We start from the raw sequence: 22,920 nt of genomic DNA, 5'->3' as shown, positions 1-22,920 counted from the left end.
TTTGAACCAATAGTGTCGATTTACGTACCTCGCGCCTGACCCGGGCGCGAGGTATGTCCGTTGCCTGGGCTTACGAGGCCGTTATTGTCATGACAGACACTGAAGTAAAAGCGCCGAAAATCGAATTCCCCGTCACCGACTATCCGGTCAAGGTGATCAGTGACACGGGTGTGGGCAACAAGGACAAGATCGTCGAGATCGTCAGGAAACACGCGACGATCAACGACAACCGCGTGGACGAACGCCAGAGCACCAACGGCAAGTACACCACGATCCAGCTGCACATCGTGGCCACCGACCAGGACCAGCTGTACAACATCAACAGCGAGTTGCGGGCCACCGGCTTCGTACACATGGTGCTGTGATGGCTGGCGTGTTGGGCTTTCGCGAGCTCGGCCAGACCCCTTACGAGCCGGTCTGGCATGCCATGCAGCGATTCACCGACGGACGCAAGTCCGCGGAATTTCCTGATGAAGTCTGGCTGGTGCAGCACCCGTCGGTCTTCACCCAGGGCCAGGCCGGCAAGGCCGAGCATCTGCTGCTGCCGGGCGATATTCCGGTGGTCAAGGTCGATCGCGGCGGCCAAGTGACATATCATGGGCCTGGCCAACTGGTGGCCTATCTGTTGCTGGACGTTCGCCGCCTGGGTTTTGGCGTGCGCGAACTGGTCAGCCGGATGGAGCGCTGCCTGATCGAATTGCTGGCCAGCTACGGTGTGGATGCCGAAGCCAGGGCCGACGCCCCCGGGGTGTATGTCAACGGCGCGAAAATCGCCTCCCTGGGCCTGCGGATTCGCAACGGCTGTTCCTTCCATGGCCTGGCGTTGAACGTCGACATGGACCTGGAGCCGTTTCGGCGGATTAACCCCTGCGGTTATGCTGGGCTGGCGATGACCCAGCTGCGTGACCACACAGGACCGATTGAATTTGCCGAGGTAAGTGCCCGGCTGCGCGCGCAGCTCGTCAAACACCTCGACTATGCTGAGCAGACGACCCTAACGGGCGGAATCGATTGATATGACTACTGCGCAAGACGCTGTGCAAACCCTGATCCCGGCGCTGGATGTTTCCGAGCGTCCGGCCCGTGCGAAAGTCGAAACCGGCGTCAAGCTGCGTGGCGCCGAGAAGGTGGCGCGGATTCCGGTGAAGATCATCCCGACCACCGAGCTGCCGAAGAAGCCGGACTGGATTCGCGTACGCATCCCGGTATCGCCGGAAGTCGACCGCATCAAGCAATTGCTGCGCAAGCACAAGCTGCACAGCGTCTGTGAAGAGGCTTCCTGCCCGAATCTGGGCGAGTGTTTCAGCGGCGGCACCGCGACCTTCATGATCATGGGCGATATCTGCACCCGTCGTTGCCCGTTCTGCGACGTCGGCCACGGTCGGCCGAAGCCCTTGGATGTCAACGAGCCGGAAAGCCTGGCCATCGCCATCGCCGACCTGCGCCTGAAGTATGTGGTCATCACCTCCGTGGACCGCGACGACCTGCGTGACGGCGGTGCCCAGCACTTCGCCGACTGCATCCGCGAGATCCGCAAGCTGTCGCCGAACGTGCAGCTCGAGACCCTGGTCCCGGACTACCGTGGACGCATGGACATCGCGCTGGAAATCACCGCCGCCGAGCCGCCGGATGTGTTCAACCACAATCTGGAAACCGTACCGCGCCTGTACAAGGCCGCGCGTCCGGGCTCCGACTACCAGTGGTCGCTGACCCTGCTGCAACGCTTCAAGCAGATGATGCCGCACATTCCGACCAAGTCCGGCCTGATGCTCGGCCTGGGCGAGACCGACGACGAAGTCATCGAAGTCATGAAGCGCATGCGCGAACACGACATCGACATGCTGACCCTCGGCCAGTACCTGCAACCGTCCCGCAGCCACCTGCCGGTGCAGCGTTTCGTGCACCCGGACACCTTCGCCTGGTTCGCCGAGGAAGGTTACAAGATGGGCTTCAAGAACGTTGCCTCGGGCCCGCTGGTACGTTCCTCGTACCACGCCGACGAGCAGGCCAAGCTGGTCAAGGCAGAGCTGATCGGAGCGTAACCTTGAACCGTCGTCGACCCGTGCAGGCTTCCTGTCAGGTCCAGAGCGCGGTGCCGGCGCTACGTCAGGGCGGGGTGATCGGTTTGATCGCCCCGGCCGGTCCGGCAGCCCTTGATCCGCTCAAGGCAAAGCAGTGGGCGCAGGCCCGTGGCTATGAGCTGCGGATATTTCCGGGTGTCTCGCAACGGGACGGTTACCTGGCCGGCAGCGATGAGGTCCGCTTGCGGGACTTGCACGATGCCTTTGCCGATCCCGAAATCGATGTGATCCTCTGCCTGCGTGGCGGCTACGGTTGCCCGCGTCTGCTGGACGCTATTGATTTCGAATTGCTCAAAAAACATCCAAAACCCTTGGTCGGCTACAGCGACATCACCGCGCTGCATCTGGCGATCGCCCGTTATGCGGGGTTCATGACCTTTCACGGGCCGCTGTTCAATGCGGATCTGCTCGGGGACAAACTGCCGCCGACCGAATCCTCGTTATTCAACCTGCTGACCGGGCAGGTGCGCGCCGGTAGCCTGTTCGAGCATCCCGCCGCGTTCCCGCTGACCACCGTTGTTCCGGGCGCCGCCTCGGGACGTCTGCAAGGCGGCAACCTGTCGTTGATCTGCGCCACGTTGGGCACGCCCTATGAAATCGACACCCATGGCTTGATCCTGCTGATCGAGGACGTCAACGAGCCGCTGTACCGGGTTGATCGGCTGCTGACCCACCTGCGCCTGGCCGGCAAGCTGGAAGGCCTCAGGGGCGTGCTGGTAGGGGATTTCGCCGGCGTCGACCGCGATGCGCTGGCGCGCCTGCTCACGCAGGAACTGGCGCCCTTGGGGATCCCGGTGCTGGCGGGGTGGCGCAGCGGACATTGCGACCCGAACCTGACGCTGCCGTTGGGGGCTCAGGTGCGCCTGGATGCCGATGCCCGGCAGCTTGTCCTGGAGCAGGACGTGGTGCTGATCGCGTAAGTCCGCTTGCCTGTTCAGCCGCCCGGCCCACTCCCACGGTGTTCGAGTGGTACCGGGTATTGCGGTCCTTGCAATACCTGTGGGAGGGGCTTGCCCCCGAAGCTTTTGGCGGTCTTGAGGGCCCCGGCGGATCTATCGGTTGCGCAAGCTCTCCAGCAGCTTGTGGGTCGGATACCCATCCGCAGGCCAGCCCAGCGACTGCTGTGCGCTGCGGATCGCCTTGCGGGTATTGGCTCCGATGATCCCATCGGGATTGCCCGCGTCGTGGCCATTGGCGCTGAGCACCGTCTGCAATTCCATCCGTTCGCTGCGACTCAGCGGCAGGTCGTCTTTCGGCCAGCTCCCGCGAATCACGCCACCGCTATTGAAACGCTGGGACAGCAGGCCGACGGCCAGGCCGTAGGACGATGAGTTGTTGTACTTGAGAATGGCGCGGAAGTTGTCGAGCACCAGGAAACCCGGTCCACGATAGCCTGCCGGCAGCAACAGCGAGGCCGACAGCGGCGCGGCGCCATAGGGCAGGGCGACCCCTGGAGGAAGCTGCACGCCCATCTGCAGCCACTCGCTCACCGGCTTGCGGATGGCACCGTCCGCCAGGGCGTAGTCGAAGCCGGTCGGCAGCGTGACTTCGAATCCCCAGGGCTGGCCTTTCTGCCAGCCGGAGCTTTGCAGGTAGTTAGCGGTCGAGGCCAGGGCATCGGCGGAGTCGTTCCAGATGTCGCGGCGACCATCCCCATCGAAGTCCACGGCATAGGTGTTGTAGGTGGTCGGGATAAACTGGGTCTGGCCCATGGCTCCGGCCCAGGAGCCGAGCATCTGCCCGGGCAGGATGTCGCCGTGCTGGATGATCTGCAGCGCCGCGAGCAACTGGCTCTGGGCGAAACCGGGGCGACGGCCTTCGTAGGCCAGGGTCGCCAGCGAGCGGATCACCGACTTGTCGCCCTGGAACTGGCCGAAATTGCTTTCCATGCCCCACACGGCGACCAGGGCTTCCCGGTCGACGCCGTAACGTTGTTCGATGCTTTGCAGCAGGGCGCTGTTCTGGACCAGCAGCGACTGGCCCTTGCGCACGCGCAGCGCCGAGAGTGCGCCGTCGAGGTATTCCCATACGGGGCGGGTGAATTCTGGCTGGCTGCGATCGGCCTTGATCACGCTCATGTCCGGGGTGACGCCGGCAAAGGCGGTGTCGAAGGTGCTCGCCGTGATACCGGCGCGCAAGGCTTCGGCGCGGAAGGCGGTTTGCCAGTCATCGAAACTCTGGGCGGGCTGGATGCTCAACTCGTCGCTGGCGGGCTGTGGCGCAGGGACGGGAGCAGGGGCCGCGGGCAAGGTCTGGAGCGGCTGGGCGTCGGCGGCGGTAGGCTTTTCCGCACAGGCGACGAGCAGGATGAAGCTGGTGGCGGCGAACAGTCGGCGCAACGGCCAACGGAGGGTGAGACTAAAGGGCATGCGCGGGTCCGGAGAATGCGAATCAGGTGCTGACCTTATCACGCCAGAGGGGTGCAGGTCGTGATGACACTTTTACGCGGCCAGAAAGTCAGAAGCCTCCCAGCTTTTAGACTGGAAGGCTTCGCGGCGGTAGCTGCCTTTGCCCTTGGCGGGTTGTTCCTGGCGGCTGCGGAACAGTGGCTGGGCGATGATCGATTTGGCCTTGTTGGGACGGCGCCGGGACGGCTTGCTCATGAGGGTGCGCTCTCGGGTTGGGTGAAGAGTGCGAATGATCGGGCAGATGGGGTTGCCTGTCCAGTGGGTAGGGTGATGCTCGCGGCGCGGGGTTATTCCGGCGGCAATGCCAGCCGTTGCCCACACATCAGCAGGCTGAGACGGCTCAGGCTGCTCCAGGGCGAACCGGCGGCCTGTCCCTTGATTTGCGCATCGACCCGCTGGGCGTCCATCAGCAGTTGGCTCCAGCGTTGCGCCGAATGCCGTTGCAGGGCCTTGCTCATCAGCGGCTTGCGTTTGTCCCAGACCGGTGGCCGGGCCTGGCTGAACGCCTTGTCCAGCGGCACGCCCTGGCTGTACTGCTGGGACAGGCTGGCGAGCAGCCGCAGTTCCCGGGCCAGGGCCCAGAGAATCACCGGCGGCTCGACCCCTTCGCCGCGCAAGCCTTCCAGCATGCGCAGGGCATGGGCCGATTCGCCATTGAGCACGGCATCGACCAGTCCGAACACGTCGAAACGGGCGCTGTCGGCCACTGCGGCCTGCACCGTTTCGACGGTGATCTGGCCGCCCTCGGCCATCAGTTTGAGCTTTTCGATTTCCTGGGCCGCCGCCAGCAGGTTGCCTTCGACCCGCGCGGCAATCAGCTCCACCGCATCCTGCTGCGCGGACAGCCCGGCTTGCGAGAGACGCTGGCGAATCCATTGCGGCAACTGGTTGGCGTCCACCGGCCAGATCTGGATGAACTGGGTCTGCTGGCCTTCGACCAGGGCTTTACCCCACTTGGTTTTCTGCGCGCTGCCATCGAGCTTGGGCAGGCTGATCAGCAGCAGGGTGTCCTCGGCCGGCCGGCCGCAATATTCCATCAGGGCGGCGGCACCCTTGTCGCCAGGCTTGCCCGAGGGCAGGCGCAGTTCCAGCAGGCGCTTTTGCGCGAACAACGACATGCTGGCACCGGCTTGCAGCAGCGTGCCCCAGTCGAAGTTGGCGTCGGCGCTGAACACCTGGCGTTCGTCGAAGCCTTGCTGGCGCGCGGCGGCGCGAATGGCGTCGGCGGCTTCCTGGCACAGCAACGGATCGTCGCCGCTGATGATGTAGACGGGCGCGAGGCTGCCTTGCAGGTGTTTGGCGAGTTGGGCGGGGGCGAGTTTCATAGGCGGATAGCGGCGGGGCGCCTGGGGCGCCCCGTCCGGCTTACTGCTGCGGCAGTTCCAGAGGTGATTGCTTCGGTATCGACTCTTCGTACTTGCGCGCGGCTTCCAGGGCGTCGGCATCTGCCTTGGCCTTGGCATCGGCGGTTTGCTGCAGGCCGTCGAGTTGTTCCGGGGTCAGCAGTTGCAGGCGGATGACCATCTGCTGTACCAGGTCACGACGCATTTCCTTGCGCAGCTGCTCGGCCTCGGCGTCGCCGCCGGTGATGTTGTTGCCGTCGTGCACGTAGTACTTCTGCACTTCCAGCTTGCCGCCCAGCAGTGTCAGGTCCTTGTCGCCATGGATTTCATAGGTCAGCACGGTGTTGAGTTCGTACTCGGCGGTACGGCCCGAGCCGCTGTAGCTGGCTGCCCGCTGGGTTTCCTGTTCACTGGTCAGGATCAGCTTGTAGGGCGCGCCGTTGTAGACCTTGACGCCGCTGTGCTCCAGGACCTGGGTCAACTGCTTGACCGTGTCACCGTAGGCGTTGCGGGCGCTGACCGACAGTTCCTTGATCGTCAGTTCGGTATTGCCGGTGCCGCGCAGCTGGAAGCCGCATGCGCTCAGCAGCACTGCAAGGCCCATTACCAGCAGATTGCGTTTGATCATCTTGTTGCTCCCCTTGAAACCGTGGGTCGACACTGCGACCCCGGAAGTCTTGTAAGGTGCTCGTCCGGGACGGGCACCTGGTCCAATTAGCTAGCGACGATATTGACCAGCTTGCCGGGCACGACGATCACTTTGCGGATCGTCAGGCCATCGATGAAGCGCAGTACGTTTTCGTTGACCCGCGCCGCCGCTTCGATTTCTTCGCGAGTGGCGCTGGCCGGCATTTCGATCTGGCCGCGCAGCTTGCCGTTGACCTGGATCACCAGCACCAGGCTGTCCTGCACCAGCGCGCTGTCATCCTGCACCGGCCAGCCGGCGTCGATCACCGGATCGGCGTGACCCAGGCGATTCCACAGCTCGTGGCAGATATGCGGAGTGATCGGCGCCAGCAGCAGGGTCACGGTTTCCAGGCCTTCCTGGATCAGGGCGCGATCCTGCGCGGTGCCTTGCGGGGCTTTTTCCAGCACGTTCATCAGCGTCATCACCTGGGCGATGGCGGTGTTGAATTTGTGGTTCTGGCCGACGTCGTGGCTGGCCTGCTTGATCGCCAGGTGGATCGAACGGCGAATGGCTTTCTGCTCGTCGTTCAGGCCGGCGATGTCCAGTTTGCCGGGCAGGCCCTGGGAAACGTGGGCCTGCGCCAGGCGCCAGACGCGCTTGAGGAAACGGTGCGAACCTTCGACGCCCGAGTCGGACCATTCCGCGCTCATGTCGGGTGGCGAGGCGAACATCATGAACAGGCGGCAGGTGTCCGCGCCGAACTGGTCGATCATCGACTGCGGGTCGACGCCGTTGTTCTTCGACTTGGCCATCTTCTCGGTGCCACCGATCTCCACCGGCAAACCGTCGGAGATCAGCCTGGCGCTGATGACCTTGGCCTTGCTGTCACGCTCGAGCTCCACGTCCGCCGGGTTGAACCAGGTGTAGGCACCATTGGCTTCGCGACGGTAGTAGGTCTCGGCGATCACCATGCCCTGAGTCAGCAGGTTCTTGAACGGCTCGTTGGAACTGACCAGGCCTTCGTCGCGCATCAGCTTGTGGAAGAAGCGCGCGTAGAGCAGGTGCAAGATCGCGTGTTCGATACCGCCGATGTACTGGTCCACCGGCAGCCAGTGGTCGGCGGCCTTCGGGTCGACCAGGCCACCCTCGTAGTGAGGCGAGGCGTAGCGGGCGTAGTACCAGGACGATTCGACGAAGGTGTCCATGGTGTCGGTTTCGCGCTTGGCCGGGGCGCCGCATTTCGGGCAGGTGCACTCGTAGAACTCGGGCATGCGCGCCAGCGGCGAACCGGCGCCATCCGGCACCACGTCTTCCGGCAGCACCACCGGCAGTTGGTCTTCCGGTACCGGAACGTCGCCGCAGGTGTCGCAATGGATGATCGGGATCGGGCAGCCCCAGTAGCGCTGGCGGCTGATGCCCCAGTCGCGCAGGCGGAACTGGGTGCGCGAGGCGCCGAGGTTTTTCTTGATCAGTGCGACTTCGATGGCGTCGAACGCACCGGCGAAGTCCAGGCCGTCGAATTCGCCGGAGTTGATCAGCGTGCCGTGCTCGCCATAAGCGTCCTGCCAGGGCGCCGGATTGGTGTCGCCCGAGCTGGTGCGCACCACCGACTTGACCGGCAGGTTGTATTTGGTGGCGAACTCGAAGTCCCGTTCGTCGTGAGCCGGAACCGCCATCACGGCACCGTCGCCGTAGTGCATCAGCACGTAGTTGGCGACCCACACCGGGAGTTTCTCACCGGTCAACGGGTGTTCGACGAACAGGCCGGTCGGCAGGCCTTTCTTTTCCTGGGTGGCGACGTCGGCTTCGGCCACGCTGCCGCCCTTGCATTCGGCGATGAAGGCCTGCAGTTCGGGGTTGTTGCGCGCGGCCTGGGTCGCCAGCGGGTGTTCGGCGGCAACGGCGACATAGGTCGCGCCCATCAGGGTGTCCGGACGGGTGGTGAAGACTTTCAGGGCGCCGGCTTCGCCAATGGAGGCGACATCGTACGGGAACTGCACTTCCATGCCACGGGACTTGCCGATCCAGTTGCGCTGCATGGTCTTGACCTGCTCGGGCCAGCCCGGCAGGTCGTCGAGGCTTTCCAGCAGCTCATCGGCGTAAGCGGTGATCTTGAAATAGTACATCGGGATTTCGCGCTTTTCGATCAGCGCGCCGGAACGCCAGCCGCGGCCGTCGATCACTTGCTCGTTGGCCAGTACGGTCTGGTCCACCGGGTCCCAGTTGACGGTGCCGTTCTTACGGTAGATCACGCCTTTTTCGAACAGGCGGGTGAACAGCCATTGTTCCCAGCGGTAGTAGTCCGGCTTGCAGGTGGTCACTTCGCGGGACCAGTCCACCGCCAGGCCCAGGCTGCGCAGCTGGGTCTTCATGTAGGCGATGTTTTCGTAGGTCCACTTGGCCGGTGCGACGTTGTTCTTCATCGCGGCGTTTTCCGCCGGCATGCCGAAGGCGTCCCAACCCATCGGTTGCAGGACGTTCTTGCCCTGCATGCGCTGATAACGCGCGATCACGTCACCGATGGTGTAGTTGCGCACGTGCCCCATGTGTAGCTTGCCGCTGGGGTAAGGGAACATCGACAGGCAATAGTAAGTCTCCTTGCCTGGCTGTTCACTGACTTCAAAGGACTTTTGCTCATCCCAGAACGATTGGGCGGCGTTTTCGATTTCACGGGGCTGATAGTGTTCGTGCATGGCTACTTGTACTGGAAAGGGTGGCCTAATCCTCTTCAACGCACCGTCTGGGTGCTGCTGGAAGTGGAGTTACAGGAAGCGCCGTAGCATACATGACGCCGCTCTATCGAGGGAAACCCTGATTGCGCGACAAAAGCCGTTGGTCGCGGCGGCCAGCCGGTTGGCCGGGCACCGCTAAGCTCATAGAGGGGGAGTGATTCTTATCTTCAATGAGGTGAACGGATGGTGGAGTCGCAGCGAAATGTAACTAATCCCGAGTTGTACGAGCGTCTGATCACGCGTCTTGGGCTTGCCCTCGACGCTGCAAGGACGGCGGTCCGCCTGCGTGACGAGCGGCCTGCCGAGCTGGAGTTACGAGGCTTGAGTCGTGCCGAGTTCGAGCTGATCAGGGCCTACCTGGACCTGAGCGGTGGCGACGTGCCCGAGTCGGCCACAGCCGTGGCGCAACAGAAGGAAGGGGGGCGTTCGGCCGAGGTTGTCTGGCTGAAGGACAGGGCGCCCAGGCTCTATTCGGCGCGCTTCAAGTCACTGCGGATCAAGTGAGGATCTGCCCGGCTGCATCCTGTTGTCTGTCGTTGACCTGGCTTGTATTCGAAAGCCATGGATCTGGAATGTTGTTGATTGATCCTGATGCACTTAGGCTTCGAGCATCTTCTGGAGGTGCTCGATGCCTGTTCGCTTCATCCTGAAACAATTACTTCTGCCGCCCGGTCTGTTATTGCTGCTGCTGGCGCTTGCCTGGTGGTTTCGTCGCCGCCGGCCACGCCTGGCGGGGCTGTGTTTCGCCCTGGGACTGGGAGGGTTCTGGCTGATCAGCCTGCCGGTGGTGGTCGAATGGTCCGCGCGGGTGCTGGAAACCGTGCCGCCCCTGCAGCGCGATGAATGGGCGGGCCTGGCGCAGCGGGCCGATGCGATCGTGGTGCTGGGCTCGGGGCGGGAGCGGGGCGATCCGGCCTGGGGCAGCGACCAGCCCACCGGTATCGGCCTCGAGCGCCAGCGCTACGCGGCGCGCCTGGCCAAGGCCTCGGGCCTGCCGGTATTGACCAGTGGTGGTTTGCATTACGGTTCGCCACCCAGCGAGGCGGCGCTGATGGCGCAGTCGATGCTGGACGATTCCGGCGTGACTGTGCGCTGGCAGGAAGAGCGCAGCACCACCACCTGGGAAAATGCCCAGTTCAGTCATGAGCTGCTGGCGCCGCTGGGTATCCGGCGGGTGGTCGTGGTGACCCATGCGGCCCATATGCCGCGGGCGGTGTGGAGTTTTGAAAAGGCCGGCTTCAGTGTCGTGCCGGCACCGGTCGGCTTTCTCGGACGAGACAACGCCAGCCCGCTGGGCGGCTGGCTGCCGGAGTTCAAGGCGATCTGGCGCAGCGGGCAGTTGATCAATGAAGCGGTGGGGCAGGTCGGCTACCGGCTGTTTTACCGTTGAAATCACTCCCCGATCGTTCCCATGCTCCGCGTGGAAATGCGGCCCGTGACGCTCTGCGTCACAAATGCGGACGCAGAGCGTCCTGACAGGCGTTCCCACGCAGAGCGTGGGAACGATCGCCAACCTTGTAGGAGCCGGCTTGCTGGCGATGAGGCCCGTGAGTCTTGCGTTGCTCTCGCGGGCGCCATCGCCAGCAAGCCGGTTCCCACAATCGGTCAGGCTCAGACGGTCTTGGCGATCCGGCTGGCCAGCAGCGCCCAGCCGAACAGCAGGCCGCAGAGGATGATCAGCGGCCACGAGCGCCATTGCAGGTAAGGCGTCAGGTTATGCATCGGTACCACTTCACCGTAGAGGATGCCCCGTTCGAACTGGGGAATCTGCGCGGTGATCTGGCCGAACGGGTTGATCAGCGCGGTCACCCCGTTGTTGGTGCCGCGAATCATCCAGCGCCCGGCTTCCAGGGCGCGCATCTGCGCCATCTGCAGGTGTTGCAGCGGGCCGATCGAAGTGCCGAACCAGGTGTCGTTGCTGATGGTCAGCAGCAGGTCGCTGCGCGCCGACAGGCTGGCGGCAAACTCCGGGTACACCACTTCATAGCAGATGAACGGGGCGATCTGGTAGCCCTTGGCCTGCAGCAGCGCCTGGTCGGCCGGGCCGCGGGCGAAGTCGGACATCGGCAGGTCGAAGAAGGCGATCAGGCCGCGCAGTACATCCTGCAGCGGCACGTATTCGCCAAACGGCACCAGCTTCTGCTTGAGATAGATACCATCGCCTTCGCCTACGACTGTAATGCCGTTGAAGTAGCGTTTTTCGTTATGCACGACCTGGCGGATCGGCACGCCGGTGATCAGTGCCGTATGCCGGTCGGCGGCGAAGTTGCCCATCATCGACAGGTAGCCTTCGGCGGACTCCTTCAGTACCGGCACCGCGGTTTCCGGCCAGACCAGCAGGTCGACTCGCTTGGCCGTGAAACTCATGTCGCGGTACAAGGCCAGCTGCGCATTGAGCTGTTCGGGGTCCCACTTCATGCTTTGTTCGATATTGCCCTGGATTGCCGCCACGCTCAGCGGCTCGCCCGCCGGGCTGGTCCAGGCGTAGTGCTTGAGCGCCAGGCCGATGGCCCAGGGGCCGAGCAGCAACACCAGGCCAATGGCGATAAAGGCCTTGCGCCCGGTCTTGAACAGGCGCGGTGCGTTGTACAGCAGGGCAGCGGTGAGGGCCAGGGCAAAGGAAATCAGCCACACCCCGCCCAGCGGTGCCAGGCTCGAGAGTGGCCCGTCGAGCTGGCTGTAACCGGAGTAGAGCCAGGGAAAACCGGTGAGAAACCAGCCGCGGAAGGCCTCTTGCGCCACCCACAGGGCGGCAAAGGCCAGCGCGTCGGCCAGTGGTGCTTCATTGCGGCGAATCCAGCGTGCCCAGACCCAGGCGGGCAAGGCGAAAAACCAGGCAATGGCGGCCGTGAACAGCAGCATCAGCATGCTCGCCAACAGCACCGAGGCGCCGCCGAAGTGGTGAATGCTGTAGTAGATCCAACTGGTGCCCGCGCCGAACAGGCCGAAACCGAAGCACCAGCCGCGCCATAGCGCCTGGCGTGGCGAAAGCTCGCGCAGGCCGGCATAGAACAGACCGACCGCGAGCAGTGCCAGCGGCCAGATGTCGAACGGCGCCAGGGCCAGGGTGGTTAGTGCGCCAGCCACCACGGCCAGCAGATTACCGGGCCAGCCGGGACGGGTTAAGCGCAGCATGTGGATCCTTAGCGGCTGATGGGAGTCAGGCGAATCAAATGAATCCGACGGCTGTCGGCATTCAGGATGCGGAAACGATACGCGCCGATTTCGGTGATTTCATTACGCTTGGGCAGATGCCCGAACGCACTCATCACCAGCCCGCCGACAGTGTCGAACTCGTCATCGGAGAATTCGCTGTCGAAGAACTCATTGAAGTTCTCGATCGGCGTCAGCGCCTTGATCAGGAAGTCGCCGCTGGGCAATGGCTTGATGTAGCTGTCTTCCTCGACATCGTGCTCGTCTTCGATATCGCCGACGATCTGTTCCAGCACGTCCTCGATGGTCACCAGGCCCGCCACGCCGCCGTATTCGTCGATGACGATGGCCATGTGGTTGTGGTTGGCGCGGAACTCGCGCAGCAGGACGTTCAGGCGCTTGGACTCGGGGACGAAGGTCGCCGGCCGCAGCAGGTCCTTGATGTTGAAGCCGTCGCCGTTCTCCTGGAGGATCAGCGGCAGCAGGTCCTTGGCCAGCAGGACGCCCATGACGTCGTCGTGGCTTTCACCGATCACCGGATAGCGCGAGTGCGCCGCGTCGATCACGGCAGGGAGGAATTCCCGGGGTGTCTGGGTCGCCTTGATGCTGATCATCTGCGAACGCGGGACCATGATGTCCCGTACCTGCAGGTCGGCAACCTGGATGGCGCCCTCGACGATGGCCAGCGCTTCGCTGTCCAGCAACTTGTTCTGGTGGGCTTCGCGCAGCAGCTCCAGCAACTCCTGGCGGTTTTTCGGCTCATGGGCAAAAGCCTGGGTCAGTTTACCCAGCCAGGACTTCTGCCCGTTGCTCGATCGGTCTTCGCTCATAGCGATTTACTCGTTTCCCTTGGTTGTTGAGTGATCAGTTTTCGTCATCGATATACGGGTCGGGATGACCCAGTTCAGCAAGCAACTCTCGTTCCAGTGCTTCCATTTCCTCGGCTTCCTCGTCATCGATATGGTCGTAACCCAATAGATGCAGGCAGCCGTGAATGACCAGATGGGCCCAGTGCGCGTCCAGTGCCTTGCCTTGTTCGGCCGCCTCGCGGGCGACCACCGGTACGCAGATCACCAGGTCTCCCAGCAAGGGGATATCCAGCAGTTCGTCCGGCACATCGGCGGGGAAGGACAACACGTTGGTCGCGTAGTCCTTCTGTCGCCAGGTATGGTTGAGTTCGCGGCCTTCGGCTTCGTCCACCAGGCGGATGGTCAGTTCCGAGTCGGCGCTGCGCTGGCGCAGGGCCAGTTCGCACCAGGTACGGAAGTCCGCTTCGCTCGGGGCTGGTGCTTCACTGGCCAGTTGCAGGTCGAGTTCAAGCATCGCGACGGCTGTCCTTCGATGCAGACGGTTCGACCGGGCGATTCTCGAAGCGCTCGTAGGCTTCGACGATGCGCTGCACCAGCGGATGGCGGACCACGTCCTTGGGCTGGAAGTGGGTGAAGCTGATGCCCGGTACGTCTTTGAGCACTTCGATGACATGGGCCAGGCCGGACTTGGTGCCCTTGGGCAGGTCGACCTGGGTGATGTCACCGGTGATGACGGCGGTGGAGCCGAAGCCGATCCGGGTCAGGAACATCTTCATCTGTTCGACGGTGGTGTTCTGGCTTTCGTCGAGGATGATGAAGCTGTTGTTCAGCGTGCGCCCGCGCATATAGGCGAGCGGGGCGATCTCGATCACCTGGCGCTCGATCAGCTTGGCCACGTATTCGAAGCCGAGCATCTCGTACAGCGCATCGTAGAGCGGGCGCAGGTAGGGGTCGATCTTCTGGGCCAGGTCGCCGGGCAGGAAGCCGAGTTTTTCCCCGGCTTCGACCGCCGGGCGCACCAGCAGGATGCGTCGCACCTGCTCGCGCTCCAGGGCGTCCACCGCGCAGGCCACGGCCAGGTAGGTCTTGCCGGTGCCCGCCGGGCCGATACCGAAGTTGATATCGTTGGCCAGGACTTCCTTGACGTAGCGCTGCTGGTTGATGCCGCGGGGACGGATCATGCCTTTCTTAGTGCGCAGGGCCACGGCGGCTTCGGCCACCGGGTTGCTGTTCAGGTCTTCGACGGCCGACTCCTGCAGGAACAGGTGCACCATGTCCGGAGACAGCTCGGTCCCCTTGGTTTCCCGGTACAGGCGGCGCAGCAGGTTTTCTGCGGAAGTGGTGAGCTTGGGTTCGCCGATCAGTTCGAACTGATTGCCGCGGTTGCGGATCTCGATCGTCAGGCGCTGTTCGATCAAGCGCAAATGCTCGTCGAATTGCCCGCACAGATTGGCGAAGCGGCGAGCCTCGAAAGGCTCGAGAATGAAACGATGGGGTTCTATGGGTGCGTTCAAGGTTGTTTTTAGCCGCCCGACGGCAATGGATATGGATTCAAGGATAACGCTAGCAGCCTGGGGGTGAAAGCGCTCATTGCAGCATCGAGCCGCGGAGCGAATGTGGCTGGGCTGCGTCGATATGGACGTCGACGAACTGGCCGATCAGTTGCGGATTGTCGCAGCGGAAGTTGACGATACGGTTATTCTCGGTCCGCCCCTGCAGTTCGCCGGGGTCCTTTTTCGAGTAATCGGTCACCAGGATGCGCTGGGTCGAGCCGACCATTTGTCGGCTGATCTCGAAACCCTGCTGGTTCAGGCGGTGCTGCAGGGCATTGAGGCGCTGCTTTTTCAGCTCTTCCGGGGTGTCGTCCGGCAAGTCCGCGGCAGGGGTGCCCGGACGCTGGCTGTAGACGAACGAATAGGAGAAGTCGAAGCCGACGTCTTCGATCAGCTTCATGGTCTGCTGGAAGTCCTTCTCGGTTTCGCCCGGGAAACCGACGATAAAGTCCGAACTGATGCAGATTCCCGGCACCGCGGCCCGCAGCTTGCGCAGCTTGGACTTGTATTCCAGCGCGGTGTGGTTGCGTTTCATCGCCGCGAGAATCCGGTCCGAGCCCGATTGCACCGGCAGATGCAGGTGCTTGACCAGCTCGGGCACCTCGGCATGGGCCTGGATCAGGCTGTCGGAGAACTCCAGCGGGTGCGAGGTGGTGTAGCGGATGCGCTCGATGCCCTCGACGGCGGCGACCACCCGGATCAGTTCCGCCAGGTCGGCCAGGCGCCCGTCGTGGGTGCTGCCGCGATAGCCGTTGACGTTCTGTCCCAGCAGGGTCACTTCACGCACACCGTTCTCGGCCAGGTGGATGATTTCGGCGATCACGTCGTCGAACGGCCGGCTGACCTCTTCACCGCGGGTGTAGGGCACCACGCAGAAGGTGCAGTACTTGCTGCAGCCTTCCATGACTGACACATAGGCACTGGGGCCATCGATGCGTGGCTCGGGCAGATGGTCGAACTTTTCGATTTCCGGGAACGAGACATCCACCTGCGGCAGTCTGGTCAGGCGCGCGGCATCGATCATTTCCGGCAGGCGGTGCAGGGTCTGCGGGCCGAAGACCACGTCGACATAGGGCGCGCGGTCGCGGATCGCCGCGCCTTCCTGGCTGGCGACGCAGCCGCCGACGGCGATCACCATCTCCGGGTTCGCCAGTTTCAGCTCGCGCCAGCGGCCCAGCTGGGAGTAGACCCGGTCCTGGGCGCGCTCGCGGATCGAGCAGGTGTTGAGCAGGATGACGTCCGCGTCTTCGGCGCGGGCGGTGACTTCCAGGGCCTGATGTTCGCCCAGCAGATCGACCATGCGCGAGCTGTCGTACTCGTTCATCTGGCAACCGTGGGTTTCGATATAAAGCTTCTTGGCCATGGGGTTTCATCAAGTGATTCAAAGAACCGCGCATTATAAGGGTCATCGCGGTCGCTTCCTAGCATTGTGCGTCCGGCGGCTATGCTATAGTTCGCGCCCTCTTTTATATCCCCGATGTGTTGCCCGCCCACCATGACCAAACGTGAAGCCCCGATCTACAAGGTGATTTTCCTCAACCAGGGCCAGGTGTTCGAAATGTACGCCAAGCAGATCTATCAGAGCGATCTGTGGGGCTTCCTGGAAGTCGAAGAGTTCGTCTTCGGCGAGCGTACGCAACTGGTGGTCGACCCGGGCGAAGAAAAACTCAAGGCCCAGTTCGAAGGCGTGGTGCGCAGTTTCGTGCCGATGCATTCGATCGTGCGGATCGACGAGGTCGAGCGCCTGGGCACGCCAAAGATCAGCGAGGCGAGGGGCATGAGCAATGTCATGCCGTTTCCGATGCCGATGCCCGAGAAATAACCCATTTCCTGCACCGATATCGATATCTGTAGGAGCCGGCTTGCCGGCGATTGCGGTCTATCAGCCTGCATCGTTGTCGACTGACACACCGCCATCGCCAGCAAGCCGGCTCCTACAGGGGAATGGATTCAGGGAAGCGGTGAGAAGGGCGTGCGCCCGTCAGCCGTCTGCAGTTCCAGCAGGTACTTGCGGAAAATCTGTCCCAGTACCTGGGTCGCCATCTCCAGCTCGTCCCGCGGCATCTGCGCGGCGACTTCGTCCGCGGTGTCCAGCGCGTCTTCGGCGCCATTGACCGCCGCCATCTTCAGCACGATATAAGCCTGGACATTGTTGGCCGGCACGCCTTCGCCCTTGTAGAACATGGTGCCGAGCTGGAATTGCGCCTGGGCGTGGCCTTGCAGCGAAGCCTGTTCGAAGAGGTTCAGGGCCTTGTTGAGGTCGCGCGGCGCATTCTTGCCGTCGTAATAGAACTCGCCCAACTCGTATTGCGCCTCCGCATCACCACCCTTGGCCGCCTGTTCGCAGGCTGTCAGGGCCTCGGCGAGATCCTGCGGCTGGGTATTGAGGGTGCAGCGACCCATCGCCGGGATCAACAACGAGTTACCGCCTGCATGTGCCAGCAGCGGCTGAAGGAGCAACAGGCAGCCCAGTGAAAGGGCGCGGCCGGTGCGGTTCATGGGAATCGACGTACCTCTGAAGGGCGGGCGTACCCGGCCAGGGGATGTATATGGCGCGCATTATGAAATAAGCGGGGGCCACCTTACAAAGTCTTTACTCGTTTTTCTGCTGCGCGGGCGTTATATCGCCTTGTTTTGCAAGTAATGGGTTAGATGACGGGAAGAAACGAAGGAAGTTTAGGTGGGAAAAGCGACGCCGGCTGAAACCGGCGTCGGATCTGTCACTTGTTTCAGGGTTTATTTCAGTGCGGCGAAGGCGCGTTCAGCGGCATCCAGGGTCAGTTTCAGTTCGGTTTCGCCGTGGGCGATCGAGGTGAAACCGGCTTCGAAGGCACTGGGCGCCAGGTAGACGCCGCCGTCGAGCATCAGGTGGAAGAAGCGCTTGAAGCGCTCCGCATCGCTGGCCATCACGTCGTCGAAGGTGACGATGTCGTCGGCACCGCTGAAATACAGGCCGAACATGCCACCGGCCTGGGTGGTGACGAACGGGATACCGGCCGCGTCGGCGCGCTGTTGCAGGCCATCGAGCAGGCGCGTGGTGTAGTCGGTCAGTTCGGCATGGAAGCCCGGACGGCTGATCAGGCGCAGGGTGGTCAGGCCGGCGGCCATGGCCAGCGGGTTGCCGGACAGGGTGCCGGCCTGGTAGACCGGGCCCAGCGGCGCGATGCAGGACATGATCTCGCGCTTGCCGCCGAAGCAGCCGACGGGCATGCCGCCACCAATGATCTTGCCGAAAGTGCTCAGGTCCGGGGTCACGCCGTAATGGGCCTGGGCACCGCCGAGGGCGACGCGGAAGCCGGTCATCACTTCGTCGAAGATCAGCACCACGCCGTGCTGGTCGCACAGGCTGCGCAGGCCTTCGAGAAAGCCCGGGGCCGGCGGTACGCAGTTCATGTTGCCGGCCACCGGCTCGACGATGATGCAGGCCACTTCCTGGCCGACTTCGCCGAGCATCTTCGCCACGGCATCGATGTCGTTGAACGGCAGTGTCAGGGTGTGTTTGGCGAAAGCCGCCGGCACGCCGGCCGAGCTCGGTACGCCCTGGGTCAGGGCGCCGGAGCCGGCCTTGACCAGCAGGCTGTCGGAGTGACCGTGGTAGCAGCCTTCGAACTTGATGATGCTGTCGCGGCCGGTAAAACCACGGGCCAGGCGGATGGCGCTCATGGTCGCCTCGGTGCCTGAGCTGACCATGCGGACCATTTCCATCGACGGTACGATCGAGCAGACCAGATCGGCCATCTCGGTTTCCATGGCGGTCGGCGCGCCGTAGGACAAGCCGTGCTCAAGCTGCCGGCGCACCGCATCCAGCACGTCCGGATGGCTGTGGCCGAGAATCATCGGGCCCCACGAGCCGACGTAGTCGACATAACGCTTGTCGTCTTCGTCGGTGACATAGGCCCCTTCGGCATGCTTGAAGAACAGCGGGGTGCCGCCGACGCTCTTGAACGCGCGAACGGGCGAGTTCACGCCACCGGGGATATGTTTCTGGGCATTGGCAAACAGCGTTTCGGAACGAGACATGGTCGGGCTCTCAAAAATCATGAAGTGAAGAGGGCATTGAAGGCGCGGGCGCGGCGCGTCACTTCCTGGGCGTTGTCGGCGCCGAACAGGCCGTGGATTACCGCCAGCAGGTCGGCGCCGTGGGCGACCAGCGGCGCGGCGTTGTCCAGCGTGATACCACCGATCACGCAGATCGGCAGGTGCAGCGCCGGGCGGGCCCGTTCGAGCAGGGCGATATCCGCTGCCGGGGCGCCGGGCTTGGTGTTCGAATTGAAGAAGCGTCCGAAGGCGACGTAGCTGGCACCTTCCCTGGCGGCCTGCTCGGCCAGCTCCAGCTGCGCGTGGCAGGTGGAGCCGATGATGGCCTTGCTGCCGAGCAAGGCGCGGGCGGGCGTCAGCGGGCCGTCGGTCTGGCCCAGGTGGACGCCCACCCCGAGGCGTGCGGCGAGTTCGGCGTCATCGTTGATGATCAGCCGGGTCTTGTAGCGCTCGCAGAGTTTCAGCAACGCCTCGGCTTCGCGCAGGCGGCGGGCGTCGTCGGCGCTCTTGTCGCGGTACTGCAGCAGGGTCACGCCACCTTCCAGCGCGGCTTCCACGTAGGACAGGAACTTGCCGGCCAGCAACTGGCTATCGGTGATGGCGTACAGGCCACGTAGTTTCATCGGTTCGGCCTCGAAGCGTTACGAACACAGGGTTTCCAGCACGGGTTTCCCGGTACTGGAAGTTGCCCGCGGTTACGAGCAGAAATCCAGCGGCAGACGGCGTGGCACAAATTGTCCCTGGCCCAGCTGTTCGGCGTCGCGCAGGGTGCGCCATGTGTAATTCAACGCCGATTGCACCGCGCTGACCAGGTTTTCACCGAGGGCCAGACGGCCGGCGAGGGCGCTCGCCAGGGTGCAGCCGGAGCCGTGGTAATTGCCGGGCAGGCGCTGGCACTTGAAGGTCTGGCGGGTGCCGTCGCGGCTGTACAGGCGGTTGTGGATTTCTTCTTCATCGCCGTGGCCGCCGGTGATCAGCAGGTGTTGGCAGAACGGCAGGAGTTTTTCCGCGCATTCGTCGGCGGTGCCTTCGGGCAATTCGGCCAGGATGCGCGCTTCGGGAAGGTTGGGGGTGGCGATCGTCGCCAGTGGCAGCAGCTGTTCGCGCATGGCGTAGCCGACCTCGTCCTTGCCCAGGCGGCCACCGCCGCCAGCGCGCAGGACCGGGTCGCAGACCAGCGGCAGGTGCGGGTGCGCCTTGAGCAGTTCGACCACGGTGTCGACCATTTCCAGGGACCCGAGCATGCCCAGCTTGACCGCCGCGACCGTCGAATCCTCGAATACGGCGTTGGCCTGGGCCAGTACCCACTCGCGATCGAGCACGCGGAAATCGCGGACATTGACCGTATTCTGCACGGTCAGCGCGGTGACAGCGGGAGCTGCATGACAGCCCTGGGCGAGCAGGGCTTCGATATCTGCCTGGAGGCCGGCGCCACCACTGGGATCATGGCCGGAGAGACAGAGGACAACGGGACGAGAGCTGTAGATATTCATGGTGCGCGAGCTTACCACCAAACGCCTTTTTCGGAATCTTCCGCGCAACGGGCTGTTCGATTCCTGAAGCTTTGTCCGTTGCGGCCGATAGATGCTACTCACGAATGCGATTCGATCGCTGAAAAGCCCGTTCTAGAGCCTTTGGATAAAATGTTTCAATGGTGTGCTTTAGCCATTATTGGCTATGCTAGAGTGGATCCAAACGAATAACAGGTCATGCGGTTTCACGTCGTCTCAAAGGGAAGGGGGGCTCCTGACGCGACCAGACTGGCCATGCTGGGGCTGTATGCGCTATTTGCTGATGATGTTGTTGAGCTGTCTGCCGCTGATGGCGAGCGCAGTCGAGTTTGATGAATCCACTCAGAGCCTGCCCCTGGGCCGGATCATGCAGGTGTTCGAGGACGTGAGCGGCCAGGCCGATATCGCGGATATCAGCGCGCCTGCCAAGGCCGGCCAGTTCCGTCGCCATGACAAGGATGCGCTCAACGCGGGCTATTCGCGATCGGCGTTCTGGCTCAAGGTCGACCTGACCTACCAACCGAAAAATCCCGACGCACGGCGCACCTGGCTGCTGGAAATGGCCTATCCGCCGATGGACCACATCGACCTTTATCTGCCGGACGCCAGCGGTGAGTACCGCCTGGCCCAGCGTACGGGCGATGAGTTGCCTTTCGCCAGCCGACCGATCAGGCAGAACAACTACCTGTTCGAACTCGACTTTGCCCCCGGCGAAAGCAAGACCGTCTACCTGCGGCTGCAAACCGAGGGCTCGGTCCAGGCGCCGCTGAGCCTGTGGTCGAGCCAGGCCTACCTGGAAGAACAGCCGGTGCGCCTGTATGTGCTCGGGCTGATCTATGGCGTGCTGCTGGGGATGCTGGTCTACAACCTGTTCATCTATCTCAGCGTGCGCGACACCAGCTACCTGTACTACATCTTCTATATCGCCTCGTTCGGCTTTTACCAATTGTCGGTCAACGGTGCGGCGGTACAGTATTTCTGGCCGAACAATCCCTGGTGGGCCAACGCCGCGACACCCTTCCTGATCGGTTCCGCGGGGTTCTTCGGCTGCCAGTTCGCCCGCAGCTTCCTGCACACGGCGGCCCACAGCCGCTGGCTGGACCGCCTGCTGTTGCTGCTGATGGCCTTCGGTGCGGTGGTCATGGCCCTGTCGCTGATGACCAGCTATGCCCTGGCCTTGCGCCTGGCGACCGCCCTGGCCCTGGCATTCACCGTGACCATCTTCTACGCCGGGATCAGTGCCTGGTATTGCGGCCAGCGGGTGGCGCGCTACTTCATCATCGCCTGGTCGGCGTTCCTCCTGGGCGGGCTGGTCAACACCCTGATGGTGCTCGGCTACCTGCCGAACATGTTCCTGACCATGTACGCCAGCCAGATCGGTTCGGCCCTGGAGGTCGGCCTGCTGTCCCTGGCCCTGGCCGACCGGATCAATGCCATGCGCGAGCAGCAGGCCCAGACCTTGCTGGAGTCCGGGCAGAAGCTGGAAGTGCTGAACCAGGAACTGGCCAACAGCAACCGCCTGAAGGACGAGTTCCTGGCCACCGTCACCCATGAGCTGCGCACGCCGATGAACGGTGTGATCGGCTCGCTGGAACTGATGCAGACCGTGGCGCTGGACCCCGAGCTGGAGCAGTACCAGCAGACCGCCGCCGGTTCGGCGCGGGACATGATGCGCATGGTCAACGGCATCCTTACCCTGACCGAGTTGCAGGCCGGGCGTCTCAAGGTCTACCCGCAGACTTTCAGCCTGCGCGGGCTGCTGGAGGGATTGCAGGAGCAGTTCGCCGGCAATGTACTGAACAAGGGGCTGCACTTTGCCGTCGAGGTGGCCGACGAGTTGCCCGACAGCCTCCACGGCGACGCGACGAAGATCGCCCAATGCCTGGAATGCCTGGTGGACAACGCCATCAAGTTCACCCGTGAAGGCGGGCTGGTGCTGCGGGTGATCGGCCATTCGCCGCAGCCCGGGCAATTGACCCTGTCCTTCGCCGTGATCGACAGCGGCATCGGCTTTACCGACCTGGACGAGGCCACGCTGTACCAGCGTTTCTTCCAGCTCGACGGCTCTATGACCCGCGAATACGGCGGTCTGGGCATCGGCCTGGCGATCTGCCGGCAGTTGATCGAATTGCTCGGCGGGCGCCTGACCCATCAATCGGAACCGGGAATGGGCAGCCGTTTCCAGATCGAGGTCGATGTCGAGGTGCTGAGCCCACGCGTCAACCGGTCCGCCACCTCGACACCACGCAGTCCGCATGACTGCACCGTGTTGCTGGTGGACGGCAACGATATCAGCCAGTTGGTCGTGCGCGGGATGCTGCTCAAGCTCGGCTATCGCGTGCTGACGGCCAACAATCCGCGGGCGGCGATCGACAGGCTGCGGGCCGAGACAGTGGATGCCTTGCTGCTCGATTGTTCCGCCGACCAGGCGGGCGAGACGATTCTGTGCGGTCAGTTGCGCAGCCTGCCCGGCTGCGCGGAGTTGCCGATCCTGGCCCTGACCAGTCTGCTCAATGGCGTGGAGCGCGAGCGCTGCCTGGCCGCCGGGATTACCGACTACCTGCACAAACCGGTACGTTTCGAAGAGTTGCAAAGCCTGCTGGCGCGTCGTTTGCTGATTCAGGCAGAGGGTGAAAGCGCCGATATTTAGGCGTATATGTCACT

The 22,920-nt window shown here is 63.2% G+C and carries 22 protein-coding genes; 8 read left to right on the top strand and 14 right to left on the bottom strand.

Features of this window, described 5'->3' with window-relative positions; all coding sequences use genetic code 11:
• Positions 1-89 precede the first annotated feature (89 nt).
• Genes KI243_RS28700 through KI243_RS28685 form a run of 4 tightly spaced genes read left to right on the top strand, consistent with a single transcriptional unit; the run spans position 90 to position 3,001 of the window.
• A complete protein-coding gene (locus tag KI243_RS28700) occupies positions 90-365 on the top strand; it encodes a DUF493 domain-containing protein (RefSeq protein ID WP_042934383.1) in 276 nt (91 codons plus the stop codon).
• The gene (gene lipB / locus KI243_RS28695; protein ID WP_017123353.1) at positions 365-1,015 is read left to right on the top strand and encodes a lipoyl(octanoyl) transferase LipB; all 651 of its coding nucleotides are present in this window, start codon (positions 365-367) and stop codon (positions 1,013-1,015) included. The genes KI243_RS28700 and lipB overlap by 1 nt, the downstream gene beginning before the upstream one ends.
• A 1-nt stretch (position 1,016) precedes the next feature.
• The gene (gene lipA / locus KI243_RS28690; RefSeq protein WP_042934203.1) at positions 1,017-2,042 is read left to right on the top strand and encodes a lipoyl synthase; all 1,026 of its coding nucleotides are present in this window, start codon (positions 1,017-1,019) and stop codon (positions 2,040-2,042) included.
• Positions 2,043-2,044: 2 nt separating this feature from the next.
• A complete protein-coding gene (locus tag KI243_RS28685; protein ID WP_083875232.1) occupies positions 2,045-3,001 on the top strand; it encodes an LD-carboxypeptidase in 957 nt (318 codons plus the stop codon).
• A 132-nt stretch (positions 3,002-3,133) separates the two neighbouring features.
• On the opposite strand, the gene KI243_RS28680 is transcribed toward KI243_RS28685, so the two are convergent.
• From KI243_RS28680 to leuS, 5 genes are all read right to left on the bottom strand, one after another.
• Positions 3,134-4,450 (bottom strand): lytic murein transglycosylase, encoded by a 1,317-nt coding sequence (locus KI243_RS28680; RefSeq protein WP_177127751.1) that lies wholly within the window; start codon positions 4,448-4,450, stop codon positions 3,134-3,136.
• A gap of 72 nt (positions 4,451-4,522) precedes the next feature.
• Complete coding sequence (gene arfA, locus KI243_RS28675) at positions 4,523-4,684, bottom strand: alternative ribosome rescue factor ArfA (RefSeq protein WP_017123357.1); 162 nt, start codon at positions 4,682-4,684, stop codon at positions 4,523-4,525.
• Between the two features lie 92 nt (positions 4,685-4,776).
• Positions 4,777-5,814 (bottom strand): DNA polymerase III subunit delta, encoded by a 1,038-nt coding sequence (gene holA, locus KI243_RS28670; RefSeq protein WP_017123358.1) that lies wholly within the window; start codon positions 5,812-5,814, stop codon positions 4,777-4,779.
• Between the two features lie 40 nt (positions 5,815-5,854).
• Positions 5,855-6,460 carry an LPS assembly lipoprotein LptE gene (lptE, locus tag KI243_RS28665; protein WP_042934385.1) on the bottom strand — a complete coding sequence of 202 codons (606 nt, stop codon included), beginning with the start codon at positions 6,458-6,460 and terminating at the stop codon, positions 5,855-5,857.
• Between the two features lie 86 nt (positions 6,461-6,546).
• Positions 6,547-9,153, bottom strand: a complete 2,607-nt coding sequence (gene leuS / locus KI243_RS28660) for a leucine--tRNA ligase (protein WP_212810160.1) — start codon at positions 9,151-9,153, stop codon at positions 6,547-6,549.
• 222 nt (positions 9,154-9,375) lie between these two features.
• Here leuS and KI243_RS28655 point away from each other — a divergent pair, with 222 nt between their 5' ends.
• Positions 9,376-9,696 carry a hypothetical protein gene (locus KI243_RS28655; RefSeq protein ID WP_212810159.1) on the top strand — a complete coding sequence of 107 codons (321 nt, stop codon included), beginning with the start codon at positions 9,376-9,378 and terminating at the stop codon, positions 9,694-9,696.
• A gap of 124 nt (positions 9,697-9,820) precedes the next feature.
• Positions 9,821-10,582: a YdcF family protein gene (locus tag KI243_RS28650; RefSeq protein ID WP_177083960.1), complete on the top strand. Its 762-nt coding sequence runs from the start codon at positions 9,821-9,823 to the stop codon at positions 10,580-10,582.
• Between the two features lie 221 nt (positions 10,583-10,803).
• Here the strand turns inward: KI243_RS28650 and lnt are convergent, their stop codons facing one another.
• The 5 genes from lnt to miaB all read right to left on the bottom strand — a co-directional run bounded on the left by lnt (position 10,804) and on the right by miaB (position 16,070).
• Positions 10,804-12,327: an apolipoprotein N-acyltransferase gene (lnt, locus tag KI243_RS28645; RefSeq protein ID WP_177083962.1), complete on the bottom strand. Its 1,524-nt coding sequence runs from the start codon at positions 12,325-12,327 to the stop codon at positions 10,804-10,806.
• An 8-nt stretch (positions 12,328-12,335) separates the two neighbouring features.
• Positions 12,336-13,175, bottom strand: a complete 840-nt coding sequence (locus KI243_RS28640) for an HlyC/CorC family transporter (RefSeq protein WP_017123364.1) — start codon at positions 13,173-13,175, stop codon at positions 12,336-12,338.
• Positions 13,176-13,209: 34 nt separating this feature from the next.
• The gene (gene ybeY / locus KI243_RS28635; RefSeq protein WP_017123365.1) at positions 13,210-13,668 is read right to left on the bottom strand and encodes an rRNA maturation RNase YbeY; all 459 of its coding nucleotides are present in this window, start codon (positions 13,666-13,668) and stop codon (positions 13,210-13,212) included.
• The gene (locus KI243_RS28630; RefSeq protein ID WP_042934207.1) at positions 13,661-14,668 is read right to left on the bottom strand and encodes a PhoH family protein; all 1,008 of its coding nucleotides are present in this window, start codon (positions 14,666-14,668) and stop codon (positions 13,661-13,663) included. The genes ybeY and KI243_RS28630 overlap by 8 nt, the downstream gene beginning before the upstream one ends.
• A gap of 73 nt (positions 14,669-14,741) precedes the next feature.
• Positions 14,742-16,070 (bottom strand): tRNA (N6-isopentenyl adenosine(37)-C2)-methylthiotransferase MiaB, encoded by a 1,329-nt coding sequence (miaB, locus tag KI243_RS28625; protein ID WP_017123367.1) that lies wholly within the window; start codon positions 16,068-16,070, stop codon positions 14,742-14,744.
• A gap of 132 nt (positions 16,071-16,202) precedes the next feature.
• Between miaB and KI243_RS28620 the strand changes: the two genes are divergently transcribed.
• Positions 16,203-16,529: a DUF1820 family protein gene (locus tag KI243_RS28620; protein WP_003215457.1), complete on the top strand. Its 327-nt coding sequence runs from the start codon at positions 16,203-16,205 to the stop codon at positions 16,527-16,529.
• Positions 16,530-16,657: 128 nt separating this feature from the next.
• Here KI243_RS28620 and KI243_RS28615 read toward each other — a convergent pair whose 3' ends face one another.
• The 4 genes from KI243_RS28615 to KI243_RS28600 form a co-directional block, all read right to left on the bottom strand.
• The gene (locus tag KI243_RS28615) at positions 16,658-17,206 is read right to left on the bottom strand and encodes a tetratricopeptide repeat protein (RefSeq protein WP_017123368.1); all 549 of its coding nucleotides are present in this window, start codon (positions 17,204-17,206) and stop codon (positions 16,658-16,660) included.
• Positions 17,207-17,443: 237 nt separating this feature from the next.
• Positions 17,444-18,727, bottom strand: coding sequence for a glutamate-1-semialdehyde 2,1-aminomutase (hemL, locus tag KI243_RS28610; protein WP_017123369.1), 1,284 nt, complete (start codon positions 18,725-18,727; stop codon positions 17,444-17,446).
• Positions 18,728-18,744: 17 nt separating this feature from the next.
• Complete coding sequence (gene thiE, locus KI243_RS28605) at positions 18,745-19,368, bottom strand: thiamine phosphate synthase (RefSeq protein ID WP_017123370.1); 624 nt, start codon at positions 19,366-19,368, stop codon at positions 18,745-18,747.
• A gap of 72 nt (positions 19,369-19,440) precedes the next feature.
• Positions 19,441-20,238 (bottom strand): hydroxymethylpyrimidine/phosphomethylpyrimidine kinase, encoded by a 798-nt coding sequence (locus tag KI243_RS28600; protein WP_103033145.1) that lies wholly within the window; start codon positions 20,236-20,238, stop codon positions 19,441-19,443.
• A gap of 286 nt (positions 20,239-20,524) precedes the next feature.
• On the opposite strand from KI243_RS28600, the gene KI243_RS28595 reads away from it, so the two are divergent.
• Positions 20,525-22,906: a hybrid sensor histidine kinase/response regulator gene (locus tag KI243_RS28595; protein WP_212810158.1), complete on the top strand. Its 2,382-nt coding sequence runs from the start codon at positions 20,525-20,527 to the stop codon at positions 22,904-22,906.
• Positions 22,907-22,920 lie beyond the last annotated feature (14 nt).

This window comes from Pseudomonas sp. Ost2 (assembly GCF_018326065.1).
Lineage (GTDB): Bacteria > Pseudomonadota > Gammaproteobacteria > Pseudomonadales > Pseudomonadaceae > Aquipseudomonas > Aquipseudomonas gingeri.
The sequence above is the reverse complement of the archived record's forward strand: the minus strand, read 5'-3'. Positions and strand labels throughout refer to the sequence as shown.